This window comes from Bacillus sp. EU63, assembly GCF_038592915.1.
GTDB lineage: Bacteria > Bacillota > Bacilli > Bacillales > Bacillaceae > Bacillus > Bacillus velezensis.
On sequence record NZ_CP151944.1, the window covers coordinates 2,041,844 to 2,057,931 of the forward strand.

The following is a 16,088-nucleotide window of genomic DNA, read 5'->3' on the forward strand; positions in this document are numbered from 1 at the left end:
AATAGCCCTTTCATGAGTATTAACAGACTCACTTATAACTACGTGAATTTGATTATGTAGCCAGATGCGGCTTTCTAAAATCACATGTATTCTCCTTTCGATTATTTGTTGAAAATCTCAGCAAAGTGTTTATCTAAAAAGGCAGCCATTTTAGAAGCTTGAAAGCTCCAGTTTTGCCCTTTAGCTTGCGGATAAAATACAAAACCCCCGTTTGCTGAATCTAAAAATTTGCGGAACCGACTTGGGTATAAAATGTTTTCTTTAATCCACTCGCTTTTGCGCGCTGTCTTTTTCTCAAGGTCTTTCATGTTCCAATAGACGCCGGACAGTGATTGCTCTCTTAGTTCCTGAAGCTCCACCCTACTGATGAGAATTTTGTCAGCAGGGATCGGAATTGACAGGCTAACATCAAGAAGTTGTTCCAAATTATTTGCCCTCCTCAATATTCCTACAAGAAACTTTTTGATTAAAAAAATATCCTGCAGGTACATTTAGTTTTTTACAGAATTGGTTAATGCTTTTGAAAGTTGGATTTATTTTTCCATTCTCTAACTTATAGATATAGGAGGTAGTAAACCCTGTAAAGTTAGCAAATTCATTGAATGACATGTTTTTTTCTTTGCGAATTTTTTTGATTTTTTCACCAAATAGCATATTGCTGTCCAATGTTTCCCCTCCTTTATTATTCCTACAGGAATATTACAAACTCAATATATCACCTTGCCTATAGCTTTGTAAACCCCTAATTTATGAATTTTTATCCTATCGGAAACAATGCATGTTATAATATTACTACAGTAAAAAACAAAATCTGTTGAGTGGAAAGGTGATTGCTTTCTGATGGAAAAAAATAAGATTATTGGACGGAATATAGCAAAATTAAGAAAGCAAAAAAAGCTTACTCTCCGTCAACTCGCCGATGCAACAGGTGTAACGCAGGGGTATCTCTCGAAACTTGAAGCAGGAGATAAAATAAAAAAGCCTTCTTATGAGAAATTAAACGCAATTGCAAAATATTTTAATGTCGATGTTTCATACTTCGCAACAGACGAAGATGAATTAAATAAAATGAGCGATGAAGAAAAAGAATTAGTATTTGCAAGGAATTTAACTCTTGATGTAATAAAGAAAGCAAACATTATTGATAATGAAGGCAATATAATAACAGAAGATGAAAGAGAATTTATGCTTAACGCCCTAAAGTCTTACCGTGAATCTAAGGCTAAATTCTTGGATGACTTAGCCGAAGATTGATTTTGCTGGTTTTTGTTATTCGGTTTGATAATAGTTAAAAGTTCTTCAAATACAATTGTCATTTTCTTGTTACCTCCGAAAGAACATTTGTTCCTGTATATTATATTTTAAAAAAGAATTAAAAAAAATAGTTTTTAAACAATTTCCTGTTTTCGTTTTTTTTGAAAACAGGAAACTTCCCCAAAAAGCACGAAAGACGTTGCCAACAAAGGCATCGTCTTTTTTTAAGTCTGTATCTACTTTTCAGGGTGTTGATGAAATTATGCGCCTACTATAATCTCGGCTGTTTGGAATTCACCTTCTGCATTTGAATGGTCAAATGAACCATTTATGGCCTCTGCAGTCAGTATACCGAACGCCAAGATCAAGACTATTGACATCTTTTTCATCTAAAACACCTCCTGTTACTAAATATTAAAATTAAATCCTAACTTTATCAAGTATATTTTTGGAAGATTAGAACGAAATTGATCTTTTTGCTGTGAAAAAAAGTAAAGCGATAACAGCAACTTTTCTGATGACTCTTCTCTAATTCCGTCAAAAAGCAGCGCGTAGCTTTTATAAAAATCATGCTGATAAAAAGAACTCAATGAATCCTTTTTCGCTAGTGACTTAGCAAAAGTAGTCACCTGATAATCTTCCGGAATCTCCTTATCCCAAAATGCTTGCAGGATGGCTATTTCTTCTTTATTCTGAACTAATTCTTTTTTTCTGTCTGGAAAAGTGCTGAGCAGTTGAATACACTTCTTATAGTATTCATAAGATAGAAAATAAGATTCGTTCATGTAGGACAACGCTAATATGTACAATGCTGTCAAATTTAAATTAACACTAAGGTTTTTCTCACGAAGAGAGTGAGCAACTTCCCTAGCCTTAAAAACAGCATTATCCTGCTTCAAATACAGATTCACAGAAACCTCTTCTAAACGAGCAGAGAATGCCATTTTTAGAAACGGATCAGATATCATATTGATATTCTTTTGAATCGTTCCAATTTTATCAATTGTTAATTCATACTTTCTGCTTTGGTAATTAGCATACATTTCTAAGACAAGAAGTAGTGTTTTTGTATCATGACAATCTGATTTGAGGTCGTTAAGTTTCTCAATATATTCCGAGCTTCCAAGTGACAATCTGTATTCCAACATGAATTTATAGATTCCAGACCACGAACTGATCTTACCCTCTTTTTTAATTTGCCTATCAATTAAGTTTTCTATAACTGAAAAGAGTCTCTTGGCATAACAATATTCTAATGCTGCAGGATAATTCTTCTTCTTAACTCCGTTTAAACAATATTGCTTTATCAGTTCAGTTTCATTATCCGGGTCAAGATACCTTATGATCTCTCGAACCATCCAAAAGTTTATCTCTTTCCCACTGAGAAACTTACTTAAATAACCTTCACTTATCCCAATTTTTGCAGCAATCATATTCTGCTTTTCATTGGATGACTTTATCAATTCTTTTATATGAATCCTTATATCTCTAGTTGCTACTGATTCCATATGATCACCTTTTCACCTCAAATTTAACATAATCACAAAGAAAATTTTGTCGAACGATGGCGATAAGATTTAGAATTTTTTGATTTTTTACGTTATAATTTATTCCTCTCAATACTTATTATACCTTATTTTACAATGGTTAACTAAGCGAAAAGCCTTATTTGAAACAATCTTTTAAATAAATTAAGATAGTGCTATCCTATTATTGGAGAATTAAAGTTCCCCCTATAGGAGTGAATGAAATGGCTAGTTTCCTAAAACGCGGTAAAACGTGGCAGTATTGCGTTAGCGCTAAACCCAAGCCCATCAGGAAAGGCGGATTTAAAACTAAGAAGGAAGCTCAAGTGGCTGCCGCAGAGGTTGAAGATAAATTGAGGAAATATAAAACGCCGGGCACAAAAAAAGTCCTCTTTGATGAATACTTTAAAAGTTGGGTAAATGTTTATAGAGCTGATATTGGTGCCATCACTCGTGAAGGTTACTATATTACACTTAGAGAAATTTCAGAGAATTTTGCAGGAAGATATATCAATGACATCACTAAACGAGAATATCAAGAGTTTTTAAATAAGTTTGGATCTCAACACGCAAAAGAAACTGTTAGAAAAATAAATACGCACATTAGAGCTTGTGTGCAAGAGGCAATTGAAGAAGGGATTATTCAGTTTGATTTTACCAGGAAAGCAAAATTGATTGGAAGCGTGGAATCAAAACGCCCGGAAGAAAAACACTTGAATTATGTTGATAGTCAAAAGCTTTTAAATGAATTATATGTGCGCAAGGATCAGTCTATCGGATATTATTTATTAATACTGGCCCTCACTTCAGGAATGCGTTTTTCTGAAATGTTGGGATTAACACTCGAGGATTTCAACTTTGAATTAAATGAGATTACAATCAACAAAACCTGGGATTATAAAAAAGGAACGGGTTTTGCTACGACAAAAAATGCGTCTTCAAATAGGACCATTAAAATGGATTCTAATACAATGGATTTATTCAAAAAGTTGTTATCCGAAATGCCTGATAACATACATAATCTTGTATTTTATAGTCCTCGCAGTTCTAGAAAAGTCATCACTAACGAATTTGTCAACAAAATATTGAAAAAGACATTGACTGACTTGAAAATAGAACCAATTTCGATACATGGGTTGAGACATACACATGCCAGCGTGTTACTCTACAAGAGGATTTCAATTTATTATGTCTCAGAGCGTTTAGGACATGCTAAGATAGATACCACGCATAATTATTATTCACATGTAATTAAAGAACTACGTGAAGAAGACACCCAAAACACCCTTGATTTATTTGAAAAAATGCCTGACGTGAAAACATCTGTATAGAAATGTGCAAAAAATGTGCAAAAAAAAATAAAATCGCATCGTTTTTCAGCGGTTTCTCACAAAAATAAAAAGCTTGCAAAAACGACAAAAACCCTTGTGTAACAAGGGTTTTTGTGTTTCACCGCCATTATTAATCTGCACCTATCTTATGCCGGAAACGCTCTAGGAGAGATTCGAACTCCCGACCTGCAGTTTAGGAAACTGCTGCACTATCCGCTGTGCTACTAGAGCCTGCTTCTATTATAGTAACGCTGGCGGCCGTTTTTTTCAAGTCTACAGCCCTCCGAACACTTTATAGGCGGCTCTCGTCGTATCTTCATCTATTCCGATATAACGCATTGTAATAGACGGAGAAGAATGATTCAAAATCCTCTGCAGTTCAGCAATGTCTTTTGTCCTCTGATAAAAATGATACCCGAACGTCTTTCTAAGCGTATGCGTCCCGATTTCCTCCAACCCGCAAGCGGCAGCCGCTTCCTTTAATATTCTGTATGCCTGAATCCGGGATATGGGCTTATTCGTCCGTTTCGATTTAAACAAATAGTCATCCTCTTTCATGTCTTTTGTATAAGCGTATATGTCGGCCTTTAAAGACTCCAGTATCAGAATTTTTCTTTTCTTTCTCGTTTTGCTTTCGGTTGCCCACACATGGTCTTTGTTCCTTACATCCCTCACGCGAAGCGGCAGAACATCTGAAATCCGCAGTGCGCTGTTCATGCCGAAAATAAATAAAAAATAATCACGATCACTTTTTTTCATTAAATACTGTTTGACTTCCTGGATCTTCTCCAAACTTCGGATCGGCTGTACGATATGCATCAAAAAACCCCTTATAATTGGTAAAGTAACATATTGAGCATTATGTTACTATTATAACCGAAACCCGTTGAATGATAAAGGATAAAGGGTCTTATGTAACATAATATACATAGTGTTACATAAGGTGAATCAGATAAGCAGTTTCAACGAATTCCTCAAAAACATCATTTTCAGCCCGTTGACAAGCTTTTAAACAAATAGAGACTCAAGGTATTAAAAAATGAAAAAAAGGCCTTAAAATGAAATCTGAGCATCCGTTTTTTTGTGAGCAACCGAAAAAAATGAAAAAAAAAGACACAATATGAAATTGTGTCCTAATCTTCATCTTTTACATCAATGTCTTCAGGAAGCGGCTCATTTAAAAACTCTTGAATCATTTCCTTATATTTTTCCAGCTGTTCGAGATGGGTTTGAAATTGTTCCTTGTTGATTAAATATTGCTGTCCGTCATGGACGGCTCTTATTTTATTCGTCAAAACAAGATTGTGCACATATTCTTCAGGAAGACTGGTAAACTCAGCTGTCTCTTTGATCGTTAAATACATGGCTCACGTTCCTTTCATATGTCATGTGAGTGAATTCTGTTTTGTTTATTGTAGCTTATTTTTTGTCTTTATGCTTGTTTCACAGCTTTTTCAGTCCGGTTTCCCATTTAGCCTATTTGCGACTGATTACATTCACACAGAAACCCCAACTTTTTGCACACCGGACTATTCCGTTTGTCACTTGTGAAAACAGCACATTTTACTTACTCTATAATTGTAAGCGGAAAACAAAGGAGGCAGACTATGAAAAAGAAAAAGTTTATGAATCTCTGTTTTATCGTTCTGCTCAGTACTTTGCTCGCGGCCGGAAGCATCCCTTATCACGCTCAGGCTAAGAAACACCCGTTTTCCTATGACGACTACAAACAGGTAGATGTCGGCAAAGACGGCATGGTTGCCACCGCCCATCCTCTCGCTTCACAAATCGGTGCCGACGTGCTGAAAAAAGGCGGCAATGCAATTGACGCCGCGGTTGCCATTCAATTCGCATTAAACGTAACTGAACCTATGATGTCTGGAATCGGCGGCGGCGGATTTATGATGGTTTATGATGCGAAGACGAAAGACACCACCATTATCGACAGCAGGGAACGCGCACCGGCAGGCGCAACACCGGATATGTTCCTTGACGAAAACGGCAAAGCCATTCCTTTCTCCGAACGCGTTACGAAAGGGACTGCAGTCGGTGTTCCGGGAACATTAAAAGGACTTGAAAAAGCGCTAGACAAATGGGGCACACGCTCCATGAAACAACTCATCACCCCTTCCATTAAACTTGCCTCAAAAGGCTTTCCGATCGATTCGGTTTTAGCTGATGCCATCTCAGATTATAAAGACAAATTATCACACACTGCTGCAAAAGACGTGTTTCTTCCGGACGGAGAACCTCTGAAAGAAGGAGACACACTCATCCAAAAAGACTTAGCCAAAACATTTACAGCTATTAAGTACAAAGGCACAAAAGCATTCTATGACGGTGCATTCTCCAAAAAGCTTGCAGAAACAGTGCAGGAATTCGGCGGCTCAATGACAGAAAAAGACATTAAAAACTTCAATGTGACGATTGACGAACCGATCTGGGGAGATTACCAGGGCTATCATATCGCAACTGCTCCTCCTCCAAGCTCGGGCGGTGTTTTCCTGTTGCAAATGCTGAACCTCCTGGATGATTTTAAGCTTTCTCAATATGATATCCGTTCTTGGCAAAAATATCAGCTTCTCGCAGAAACGATGCATTTGGCTTATGCTGACCGCGCCGCATTTGCCGGGGACCCAGAATTCGTCAACGTCCCTCTCAAAGGTCTCTTGAATCCAGATTATATCAATGCCCGCAGACAGCTGATAGATATTGATAAAGTCAATAAAAAACCGAAAGCCGGCGATCCTTGGTCCTATCAGGAAGGTTCTGCAAACTATAAACAAGTGGAGCAGCCGACTGACAAACAGGAAGGTCAAACGACTCACTTCACGGTAACCGACCGCTTCGGCAATGTCGTATCTTATACGACAACAATTGAACAGCTGTTCGGTTCCGGCATTATGGTTCCCGGATACGGCGTTGTGCTGAATAATGAGTTAACAGACTTCGATGCGGTGCCTGGCGGCGCAAATGAAGTGCAGCCGAATAAACGTCCGCTCAGCAGCATGACTCCGACTATTTTATTCAAAAATAACGAACCAGTCCTGACTGTCGGCTCCCCCGGCGGAGCAACGATCATTTCTTCCGTCCTGCAAACGATCCTGAACAAAGTTGAGTACGGCATGGATCTGAAAGCGGCGGTCGAAGAGCCGAGAATTTACACAAACAGCATGACATCCTATCGATATGAAAAAGGAGTGCCGGAAGAAGCCCGCACAAAACTGAACGAAATGGGGCATAAATTCGGCAGCAGCCCGGTTGATATCGGTAATGTGCAAAGCATCCTGATCGACCGTGAAAACGGCACCTTCACCGGAGTTGCCGACTCAAGCCGAAACGGAGCCGCAATCGGCGTAAACTTGAAAAATTATAAAAAATAACAAGATAAAAAGCCTCGTTTCTCAAGCTGAGAAATGAGGCTTTTGTTTCTTCTGCACTGTATTCAGATGAGGGTTTTTCAGACGTTAATGATGCAAGCGAAAGCACGCCGCACATCGCGATGACAACACCCGCTGATCCGATCCATGTCACTGACGCAAGAGACAGATGAGTGACAACAATGCCCCCGATGCCCGCCCCGGCTGCCATAGCCAGCTGCATCACAGACTGGTTGAGGCCAAGTAATACACCCGATGATTCAGGCTCCATCGTTGCCAAATGATACTGCTGAGCAGGCCCAGATGACCAGGCGGCGAAGGACCAAAATATAAGCACTGCCGCCGCTCCGAAAGCAGAATATGTGACAAACGGCAATAACATGAGCATGATAGCATGAAGCGCCATTCCGCCGATTAATGTCATACGCGCCCCCCATTTGTCTGCGCTGAAACCGCCTGCTTTAGAACCGGCAAGACTTGCAACACCGAAAATAAGCAGCAATGTACTCAGTATTCCGCTGCCGATATGAGTGACGTTCAGTAAATACGGAGAAAGGTACGTATACGCAACCGAATAGCCTCCGAGCCAAAAAAACGTAATGGCCAGCCCGACAGCCACCTTTCGTTTCTTCAAAAGAGAAAATTGCTGAATGAGCGGCACCGGTTTATCTCCTTTTATCTCAGGCAGCGCGAAACGTATAATAAGCATGGCAATGATTCCGATTGCCGCAATTCCGGCGAAAACCACCTTCCAGCCGAAAGCTTCAGACACGGTTCTTCCGATCGGAACACCGATAATGAGCGCCGCCGTAAACCCCATAATGACGGTTGCGAGAGAACTTGCCTGTTTTCCCGGGGGAGCGATTTTTGCTGCGATCGTAAGCGCGGTGACCACCACAGTTCCTGCTCCAAGCGCCATGATCACCCGTGCTCCCGCAAATAAGCCGAATCCCTGCACAAGGAAAGAAATGATATTCCCGATAACAAACAGCCCCAGAGCATAGATCATGAGCTTCCTTCTGTCCAGTTTTGCTGTAAGGGCCATCATGACAGGCGTTCCGATTGCATAAACAAGTGAAAAAATCGTAATCAGCTGCCCTGCCGCTGCCACAGTAACTCCCAAGGAACCTGCAATTTTATCAAGCATCCCGGATATCACATATTCAGACGTCCCCACTAAAAAACTGATAATTGCCAAAATGTAAATCTTCCAGGTATTTTGCACCTGACACACTCCTTCATTGATGATTTATATAAAGATATATTGTGATATATCGATATAAAGAGTTGAACAAACAGAAACAAATCGCAATATGTCGATGCGTAGTCGGAAAAAGAAACTGAATCCCTCTTCTAAAGGATTCAGCCCTACATTTCGCGCTGAAAATAATCGGCCATCGCCTTTATCGCTTCTTCATCTCTTTTATAATAGGTGTATTTGCCAATCCGTTTTGTTTGGATAAGGCCCGCCCGCTGAAGAATGGAAAGATATTGAGACGCCGTTGACTGTGTCATCTGAAGCTTATCGGTGATCTGGCTGACACATACTCCGATCTCATTCATATCAATGCCATCATGCGGGGCGAAGTGACGGTCCGGCTCTTTCAGCCATTGTAAAATCTCAAGCCGTGACTCATTAGACAACGCTTTAAAAACATCAATAGGTTTCATACGCTTTATTATATCGTGATTTTACGATATGTCAATGTTGTTTTTCTTCAATCTCTATTTTTTGTTTTGCCTCTCTTATGATCCGGGACATAAAATCACTCACATTCTCTTCAAATGTGTTTTCCCGCCCGTATTGCCGTACATGTACAGATTGATGGCGGCACTCTCGATCTCCCACAACAGCAATATACGGTATTTTTTTCATTTGTGCTTCTCTGATTTTATAGCCGAGTTTTTCATCGCGCTGATCGAGCTCAGCCCGGATACCCGCTTTCTTCATTTGCAAGTGCACCTGTTCTGCGCAGTCCAGGTGTGCGGTGTTTGATACTGGGATGATTTTTGCCTGTACCGGTGCAAGCCATAAAGGGAACGCTCCCCCGAAATGTTCTGTAATGATTCCGAGAAATCTGTCGAGAGATCCGAATACCGCCCGGTGGATGACAACAGGACGGACTTTTTGGTTTTTTTCATCAATATATGTTAAATCAAATTTCTCCGGCATTTGAAAATCCAGTTGGACAGTGGCACATTGATGGCTCCGGTTCAGCGCATCTTTTATATGAATATCAATTTTCGGTCCGTAAAATGCGCCATCTCCCCGATTAAACCGAAAACGATATCCCTGTTCTTTTAATACTTTTTCTAATGCGCTCTCAGCCCTGTTCCACAAGCGTTCGCTTCCCATGTAATCTTCCGGTCTTGTTGACAGCTCAATATCATAGGAAAAACCAAATGCGGTGTACACCTCGTGAATCAGCTGCAGCGCCGAAGCGATTTCACTCTCGATCTGATCCTGCGTTACAAAAATGTGTGCGTCATCCTGGCAAAAAGATCTGACGCGGAGCAGGCCATTAAGCGCCCCGCTGAATTCGTGACGGTGCACCTGACCGAACTCAGCCATCCGAATCGGAAGATCACGATAAGAACGAAGCTTTTCTTTAAATATGAGCATGTGGCCGGGGCAGTTCATCGGCTTTAACGCGAAGCGCTGATGATCGGCTTCTGAGAAATACATATTCTCTTTATAATGATCCCAGTGGCCGGATTGCTCCCAAAGACGCTGGTTCATCATCATAGGGGTACGCACTTCCTGATAATGATAGGCATCCTGCTTTGAACGCAGAAATGATTCAAGCGTGTTTCGGATAAACTGACCGTTCGGCAGATAAAAAGGCATACCCGGCGCCTCTTCCGAAAACATAAAAAGTTGTAACTCCGCTCCCAATTTCCGATGATTTCTCATCTCCGCCTCTTTCAACAGCTGAAAATGTCTGTTCAGCTCCTTTTCTGAGGAAAATGCTTTCCCATAGATGCGCTGGAGCATTTTTTGGTTGCTGTCGCCGCGCCAATAAGCCCCTGATACATGAGTGAGCGAAAAAGCTTTTATCTGTCCGGCAGACGCCAAGTGCGGACCCCGGCATAAATCAATGAATTCGCTCTGGCGGTATATACTGATTGTATCAGTCTGCGGAATACCCGCTAAGAGCTCAAGCTTCAGCGGTTCATGAGCAAACAGCTGCTCTGCCTCTTCTCTGGGGATTTCTTCTCTGATAATTTCCGGATTTTCCGAAATGATTCGGTTCATCTCTTTTTCAATGACGGCCAGGTCTTTTTCAGTAATCGTTTCATCCATATCAAAGTCATAATAAAAGCCATTGTCAATAACGGGTCCGATCCCTAAACAAACCTTCGGATACAGACGTTTTACCGCTTGCGCCAATACGTGTGCTGCTGTGTGTCTCATCACTTCCAGTCCTGCTTCAGACTGAAAACTGCACAGTTCAATCGCCGCATCCTTATGAATGCTTCTTCTAAAGTCATATAACGATCCGTTTACCTTTCCGGCGGCAGACGCCTTTTTCAGACTCGGACTGATTGATTGAGCGATCTCTTCTAACGTAACGCCTTTCCGGTATTTTTTTTGTTTTCCATCAGGAAAAGTAATCACAATGTGTGGCTTCTTCACGGTCTGATCTCTCCTTTATTTTTAATAAAATAAAAAACACACTCATCCCAAAGAAAGGGACGAGTGTGTGTCAGACCCGCGGTTCCACCCAAATTCCCGCCACTTTAAGTGACGGCTCATTTTTGCCGTAACGCAGCTATACGGTATCGGCTGCTTTCGTTCACCGATACAGCTCAAAAGGCGGTAAGCTCATTCTTCGTGCCGGGAAGGTCTCAGCCGCGCCTCCCCTCTCTGTATGGCCGGTTAAAATGTCTCATGTCCTTTATCATTGCCATTTTTCTTATATAAACATAAAAACACACTCATCCCAAAAAAGGGACGAGTGTGTGTCAGACCCGCGGTTCCACCCAAATTCCCGCCACTTCAAGTGACGGCTCATTTTTGCCGTAACGCGGCTATACGGTATCGGCTGCTTTCGTTCACCGATACAGCTCAAAAGGCGGTAAGCTCATTCTTCGTGCCGGGAAGGTCTCAGCCGCGCCCTCCCTCTCTGTATGGCCGGTTAAAATGTCTCATGTCCTTATCATTGCAGATACTTTATCCGAAAAACTTTCTTTTATTATACATAAATTTTCCGAAAAAGAAAGTTTTTTTAAGAAAAACCAGAACGAAAAAAATTGGCGTACACAGCTGTCCTGTTTTCTCATCTTCCGTTCGGTAATGCTTTTAATCCATTCAGCAGTTCTTCAAACGCCGATGTCAAAAATAAATCACTCCGGTAGATGAATGATATATTCATATTCCGAAAATGTTCAGGGAGCTCATGAAGAAAAAGATTTTTCCTGTTTTGAAAATAACGGACGGCTGATGCAGGCAGAAAGGAAACCCCCATCCCCGCCTGCACCGCCCCAATAATGGCTTCCAACGTACCGAATTCAATGATTTTATATGCGGGCACTGCCTCTTCTTTCAGTATGTTTTTTATTTTGCGGCGGTGCGAACAGCCCGCGGCAAAATACAGAATCGGATCTCGCAACAAGTCTTGCAAACTGCCTTCCCGCTTATTTGAGACCAAGACCAATTCTTCTTGAAATACAGCGACTTGCTCAAGATCTTCGTATTCGACCGGTCCATAAACAAAAGCGCCGTCCAGCTCATAGTGTAAGACGCGCTGCACTAAGGTATGTGTATCACCGGTTGACAGAGACAGCTGTACTTTCGGGTAGCGGCTGCAATACTCTGTGAAAAATTGAGGGAGATGGACGGCTGCCGCCGTTTCAAGAGAACCGATTCGAAGCGGGCCGTTCGGATCGCCTGCCTCTTGCGCCGTTTTTTGCGCCTCATGCAGCAATTGAAGGATTCTGTCTGCGTCTTTCAATAAGTTTTCACCTGCGGGCGTCAGCGTCATCCCCCGATTTGTGCGGTAAAAAAGCTGTGTTTGTAATAGCCGTTCCAGCTGCTGAATCCGGTTTGTCACATTTGATTGAACATAATGCAGGCTTTCTGCCGCCTTTGAAATACTTCCTTTGCGGGCGACAGCCTGAAAAATCTTTAAGTCTCCGCTTTCCATGTAAGGACACCTTCTTGCTATGATTTTTATTGATAGCCGGCTATCAATTTTCATTTATTTACTGCAGCTGATACAGCCTGTAAAATCTTTCTCATCAATTATAAAGGAGAGAAGAATGATGAATGCCCTTATCATACACGAAAATGGCTTTGATTTCAGGCAGGCACCTGACAAACGGCCGGGAAACGGCGAAGTAAAAATAAAGCTGAAAACAGCCGGATTAAACCATCGCGATTTGTTTTTAATGAAAAACCACAAAACCGGAAACCATGAATTTACTCTCGGTTCAGACGGCGCGGGAATCGTAACTGAAATAGGACACGGCGTCCGGTCTCATTTACTGCATGCAGAAGTCATCATCAACCCGGTGCTGAATTGGAAGACTGTTGAGGACGTACCAGCCGTCCCTGATATTTTAGGTGGTCCGAGCGACGGAACATTTTCACCTTATGTCATCGTTCCTGAGGAAAATGCCGTTTTAAAACCCGAACACCTGACTTGGGAGGAAGCGGGCGTGCTGCCGTTATCAGCATTAACCGCTTATCGCGCCTTATTTACAAAAGGACAATTAAAAAAAGGCGAACACCTTATCCTTCCGGGCATCGGAAGCGGCGTGGCAACATATGCCTTATTAATGGCAAAAGCTATCGGAGCGACAGTCAGCGTCACTTCCCGCAGCGAAAACAAAAAACAAACCGCACTGTCATACGGTGCAGACCGGGCGATTGACAGCTACGGTGACTGGAATGAGGCGCTGAATGGCGAAAAAGCAGATATCATACTTGACGGTGTAGGCCCCGCCTTGTTTCAACACTATCTTGACATTATGAAACCGAATGGCCGGATCGTAACATTTGGCGCCAGTTCAGGCGATCAGCTCGGATTTCCTATTCGCTCGCTGTTTTTTCCGCAGATTCATATTCTCGGTACATCAATGGGAAGCAATAAGGAATTCGCGGATATGCTGGAATTGATAAACCGCTGCGGCATCCGTCCCATTATCGACCGTATGTATTCTCTCAGAGAAGCAGCTGCCGCTTTTAACAGAATGCGGGAAGGACGGCAGTTTGGCAATATCGGCTTTCGTTTGGATGTCTAAAAAAGAGGAGCGGACCCGTCCGTTTCCTTATGTGTTTATAAGCGTTTCCGCTCTGACATACTCTTGATAGGCTTCTTTCAAATAAACAAAAAAGTGTTTACCCCCGGCTTTTAAAACTTTTCGATGATAGAGCCACACGACGGGTAAAGTGCCCGTCAATAAAATAAAGCGGGAAAACACAGCACACGTATTGGTGATCTTTAAGCGGCGCCGGCCGAACTTGTGCAGTGCTTCCGCTTGAAATTCAATATGTTTTTCTTCATCAATTAAAATCTGCCCGCAAATTGATCGCAGACACACAGAGCCCGTCACGTTTTTTAAGGCGTCATAATAAACGGCGGCGATGATTTCCGCCGTCAGCAGCACCGTGATCGACTGCTCAAGGCTTGCAAATCGTCTCAGTCTGCGGAAGACTTGATCAACCCAATGCTTTTCCAGCTTTGGGATATTGTGCCGGTTCATGAATATTTCCAATTCACCCGCATGCCTTTGTTCATCCTGAATAAATAAAATCAGCGCTTCCAGATAACTTTTGTCAGCACAATCCTTTAAGAAACGTTTTGCAGCAGCTATCAAAAACAGACCTTCTGAACTTTCGCCGATTTGAAACTGCTGAACTGAAGAACAAATAACGCGGCGCTCAGTTTCAGAAAGCTGATCATATTTACAGTTAGTTCCTTGACTGCTGATTGATTTCTACGAAAATAATCTCTCCACTCTGTAAAACAAAATTCCATTTGTTATCCTCCATTCCCATCACGTTACCCTTATATGACCAATACAGGAAGAAGGAGGTTTCATTTCAATACGAAAAACCGGCTGATCCCAGCCGGTTTTATAAATAAACCCCTTTATTTACGGTAAAACAGTGCTCCCCATTAAATAACTGTCGACTTCGCGCGCTGCTTCCCGGCCTTCATTAATCGCCCATACAATCAGGCTTTGGCCCCTTCTCGCATCCCCTGCGGCGAAAACACCGTCAACATTCGTTTTATAATCCCCATATGCTGCCTGAATTTTATGATTTGCCGAATCGACACCGAACTGTTTCAATAATGGCTGTTCTGTCCCTTCAAAACCGATGGCGATGAACACCAGCTGAGCAGGCCATACTTTTTCTGTCCCGGGCAGTTCATGAAATTCATACTTTCCGAATTCGTTTCTGACTTTTTCCATTTGAATGGTGTGAATCTCTTGTAAGCGGCCCTGCTTATCGGCCACCATTTTTGTCGTCTGAATTGAATATTCTCTCGGGTCTTTGCCGAACTTTGCCTGCGCTTCTTCATAAGCGTATTCAAGGGTAAAGACGTGCGGCTGTTCAGGCCACATATTGTCGTTCGTGCGCGTCTGAGGAAGTTTAGGATGTTTCCCGAACTGGTGCACGCTGCGCGCTTTTTGGCGCAGCGCGGTTGCCACGCAGTCAGCTCCTGTGTCTCCTCCGCCGATCACGATGACGTCTTTCCCTTTAGCGTCTATAAATTGTTTGTCTTTGAAGTTGGAATCTAAATAGCTTTTCGTCGCCAGTGTTAAATAGTCCATCGCATAATGGACGCCTTTTGCTTCCCGGCCTTCAATCAGCAGATTGCGCTGCTTTTGGGCGCCTGTGCACAAAATGACGGCATCAAATTGATCTTTCAGCTCATCTGCCGTTATGTCAACGCCGATTTCGGTATTTGTCACAAAATCTATACCTTCCTGCGTCAAAAGCTTAATACGGCGTTCAACGACATTTTTCTCAAGCTTCATGCTCGGAATGCCGTACATCAGCAGGCCGCCGGCTCTGTCGGCACGCTCATAGACTGTTACGGAATGACCGGCTTGATTCAGCTGATCAGCGCTTGCCAGACCTGCCGGGCCTGAACCGACGACAGCGACTTTTTTACCTGTGCGTTTCGCGGGAATTCTCGGCTGAATCCATCCGTTCTCAAAACCTTTGTCAATGATCGTCCGCTCGATGTTTTTAATTGAAACAGCCGGATCTGAAATGGCCAGCGTACAAGATCCTTCACAAGGAGCGGGACAGACCCGCCCTGTGAATTCAGGAAAGTTATTCGTTTTCAGAAGGCGCTCCAAGGCTTCTTTCCAGCGCCCCCGATAGACGAGGTCATTCCACTCCGGTATCAGATTATAAATCGGGCAGCCGGAGGTAAAACCGTTGATATCAGCGCCGATTTGGCAAAACGGTGTGCCGCAATCCATACACCGCGCCCCCTGCCGCTTTGACGCTTCATCTGAAAATGGAGCCGAATACTCTTTCCAATCCTTTAAGCGAGTGAGAGGGTCCCGCTCAGCCGGTTTTTCTCGTTTTTCTTCCATGAATCCAGTTGGTTTCCCCATGTTCCTCTCCCCTT

15 protein-coding genes, 1 tRNA gene and 1 pseudogene are annotated in these 16,088 nt (G+C 42.4%); 4 read left to right on the forward strand and 13 right to left on the reverse strand.

The window, feature by feature from the left end; all coding sequences use genetic code 11:
* Nucleotides 1-101: 101 nt before the first annotated feature.
* Entirely contained in the window at nucleotides 102-425 is a 324-nt protein-coding gene (locus tag NYE38_RS09940; protein ID WP_038458333.1) for a DUF771 domain-containing protein, read from the reverse strand.
* Nucleotide 426: 1 nt separating this feature from the next.
* Nucleotides 427-666 carry a helix-turn-helix transcriptional regulator gene (locus tag NYE38_RS09945; protein ID WP_051590111.1) on the reverse strand — a complete coding sequence of 80 codons (240 nt, stop codon included), beginning with the start codon at nucleotides 664-666 and terminating at the stop codon, nucleotides 427-429.
* Nucleotides 667-840: 174 nt separating this feature from the next.
* Between NYE38_RS09945 and NYE38_RS09950 the strand changes: the two genes are divergently transcribed.
* A complete protein-coding gene (locus NYE38_RS09950) occupies nucleotides 841-1,254 on the forward strand; it encodes a helix-turn-helix transcriptional regulator (RefSeq protein ID WP_038458336.1) in 414 nt (137 codons plus the stop codon).
* 260 nt (nucleotides 1,255-1,514) lie between these two features.
* Here the strand turns inward: NYE38_RS09950 and NYE38_RS09955 are convergent, their stop codons facing one another.
* Entirely contained in the window at nucleotides 1,515-1,643 is a 129-nt protein-coding gene (locus tag NYE38_RS09955; RefSeq protein ID WP_257986730.1) for a hypothetical protein, read from the reverse strand.
* A gap of 18 nt (nucleotides 1,644-1,661) precedes the next feature.
* The gene (locus NYE38_RS09960) at nucleotides 1,662-2,762 is read right to left on the reverse strand and encodes an AimR family lysis-lysogeny pheromone receptor (RefSeq protein ID WP_065180850.1); all 1,101 of its coding nucleotides are present in this window, start codon (nucleotides 2,760-2,762) and stop codon (nucleotides 1,662-1,664) included.
* A gap of 242 nt (nucleotides 2,763-3,004) precedes the next feature.
* Between NYE38_RS09960 and NYE38_RS09965 the strand changes: the two genes are divergently transcribed.
* Nucleotides 3,005-4,111 (forward strand): tyrosine-type recombinase/integrase, encoded by a 1,107-nt coding sequence (locus NYE38_RS09965; RefSeq protein WP_024085448.1) that lies wholly within the window; start codon nucleotides 3,005-3,007, stop codon nucleotides 4,109-4,111.
* Nucleotides 4,112-4,269: 158 nt separating this feature from the next.
* Here the strand turns inward: NYE38_RS09965 and NYE38_RS09970 are convergent.
* The 3 genes from NYE38_RS09970 to NYE38_RS09980 form a co-directional block, all read right to left on the reverse strand.
* Nucleotides 4,270-4,342, reverse strand: a tRNA-Arg gene (locus NYE38_RS09970).
* A 42-nt stretch (nucleotides 4,343-4,384) separates the two neighbouring features.
* On the reverse strand, nucleotides 4,385-4,930 hold the full coding sequence (locus tag NYE38_RS09975; protein ID WP_003153850.1) for a site-specific integrase: 546 nt from the start codon (nucleotides 4,928-4,930) through the stop codon (nucleotides 4,385-4,387).
* 314 nt (nucleotides 4,931-5,244) lie between these two features.
* Nucleotides 5,245-5,475: an excisionase family DNA-binding protein gene (locus NYE38_RS09980; protein WP_003153848.1), complete on the reverse strand. Its 231-nt coding sequence runs from the start codon at nucleotides 5,473-5,475 to the stop codon at nucleotides 5,245-5,247.
* Between the two features lie 243 nt (nucleotides 5,476-5,718).
* Between NYE38_RS09980 and ggt the strand changes: the two genes are divergently transcribed.
* Nucleotides 5,719-7,494, forward strand: a complete 1,776-nt coding sequence (ggt, locus tag NYE38_RS09985; protein WP_017417935.1) for a gamma-glutamyltransferase — start codon at nucleotides 5,719-5,721, stop codon at nucleotides 7,492-7,494.
* A gap of 49 nt (nucleotides 7,495-7,543) precedes the next feature.
* Here the strand turns inward: ggt and NYE38_RS09990 are convergent.
* The 4 genes and pseudogenes from NYE38_RS09990 to NYE38_RS10005 all read right to left on the reverse strand — a co-directional run.
* A pseudogene (locus NYE38_RS09990) lies at nucleotides 7,544-8,716 on the reverse strand (MFS transporter); the annotation flags it as partial.
* Between the two features lie 143 nt (nucleotides 8,717-8,859).
* Nucleotides 8,860-9,162, reverse strand: a complete 303-nt coding sequence (locus NYE38_RS09995; protein ID WP_007407355.1) for a metalloregulator ArsR/SmtB family transcription factor — start codon at nucleotides 9,160-9,162, stop codon at nucleotides 8,860-8,862.
* 31 nt (nucleotides 9,163-9,193) lie between these two features.
* Nucleotides 9,194-11,128, reverse strand: coding sequence for a threonine--tRNA ligase (gene thrS / locus NYE38_RS10000; protein WP_017417937.1), 1,935 nt, complete (start codon nucleotides 11,126-11,128; stop codon nucleotides 9,194-9,196).
* Between the two features lie 643 nt (nucleotides 11,129-11,771).
* Nucleotides 11,772-12,638, reverse strand: coding sequence for a LysR family transcriptional regulator (locus tag NYE38_RS10005; protein ID WP_014418081.1), 867 nt, complete (start codon nucleotides 12,636-12,638; stop codon nucleotides 11,772-11,774).
* Nucleotides 12,639-12,756: 118 nt separating this feature from the next.
* On the opposite strand from NYE38_RS10005, the gene NYE38_RS10010 reads away from it, so the two are divergent.
* Nucleotides 12,757-13,737 carry a zinc-binding dehydrogenase gene (locus tag NYE38_RS10010; RefSeq protein ID WP_017417938.1) on the forward strand — a complete coding sequence of 327 codons (981 nt, stop codon included), beginning with the start codon at nucleotides 12,757-12,759 and terminating at the stop codon, nucleotides 13,735-13,737.
* A gap of 27 nt (nucleotides 13,738-13,764) precedes the next feature.
* On the opposite strand, the gene NYE38_RS10015 is transcribed toward NYE38_RS10010, so the two are convergent.
* Both NYE38_RS10015 and gltD read right to left on the reverse strand, forming a co-directional pair.
* On the reverse strand, nucleotides 13,765-14,313 hold the full coding sequence (locus NYE38_RS10015; RefSeq protein WP_017417939.1) for a hypothetical protein: 549 nt from the start codon (nucleotides 14,311-14,313) through the stop codon (nucleotides 13,765-13,767).
* A gap of 279 nt (nucleotides 14,314-14,592) precedes the next feature.
* Nucleotides 14,593-16,074 carry a glutamate synthase small subunit gene (gene gltD, locus NYE38_RS10020; RefSeq protein ID WP_017417941.1) on the reverse strand — a complete coding sequence of 494 codons (1,482 nt, stop codon included), beginning with the start codon at nucleotides 16,072-16,074 and terminating at the stop codon, nucleotides 14,593-14,595.
* Nucleotides 16,075-16,088 lie beyond the last annotated feature (14 nt).

Coding starts and splice junctions, on each gene's coding strand:
- NYE38_RS09955 (WP_257986730.1), bottom strand. CDS start 1,643: ATGAAAAAGATGTCAATAGTCTTGATCTTGGCGTTCGGTATACTGACT.
- NYE38_RS09975 (WP_003153850.1), bottom strand. CDS start 4,930: ATGCATATCGTACAGCCGATCCGAAGTTTGGAGAAGATCCAGGAAGTC.
- NYE38_RS10005 (WP_014418081.1), bottom strand. CDS start 12,638: ATGGAAAGCGGAGACTTAAAGATTTTTCAGGCTGTCGCCCGCAAAGGA.
- NYE38_RS10010 (WP_017417938.1), top strand. CDS start 12,757: ATGAATGCCCTTATCATACACGAAAATGGCTTTGATTTCAGGCAGGCA.
- NYE38_RS09995 (WP_007407355.1), bottom strand. CDS start 9,162: ATGAAACCTATTGATGTTTTTAAAGCGTTGTCTAATGAGTCACGGCTT.
- NYE38_RS09980 (WP_003153848.1), bottom strand. CDS start 5,475: ATGTATTTAACGATCAAAGAGACAGCTGAGTTTACCAGTCTTCCTGAA.
- NYE38_RS09965 (WP_024085448.1), top strand. CDS start 3,005: ATGGCTAGTTTCCTAAAACGCGGTAAAACGTGGCAGTATTGCGTTAGC.
- gltD (WP_017417941.1), bottom strand. CDS start 16,074: ATGGGGAAACCAACTGGATTCATGGAAGAAAAACGAGAAAAACCGGCT.
- NYE38_RS09950 (WP_038458336.1), top strand. CDS start 841: ATGGAAAAAAATAAGATTATTGGACGGAATATAGCAAAATTAAGAAAG.
- NYE38_RS09960 (WP_065180850.1), bottom strand. CDS start 2,762: ATGGAATCAGTAGCAACTAGAGATATAAGGATTCATATAAAAGAATTG.
- ggt (WP_017417935.1), top strand. CDS start 5,719: ATGAAAAAGAAAAAGTTTATGAATCTCTGTTTTATCGTTCTGCTCAGT.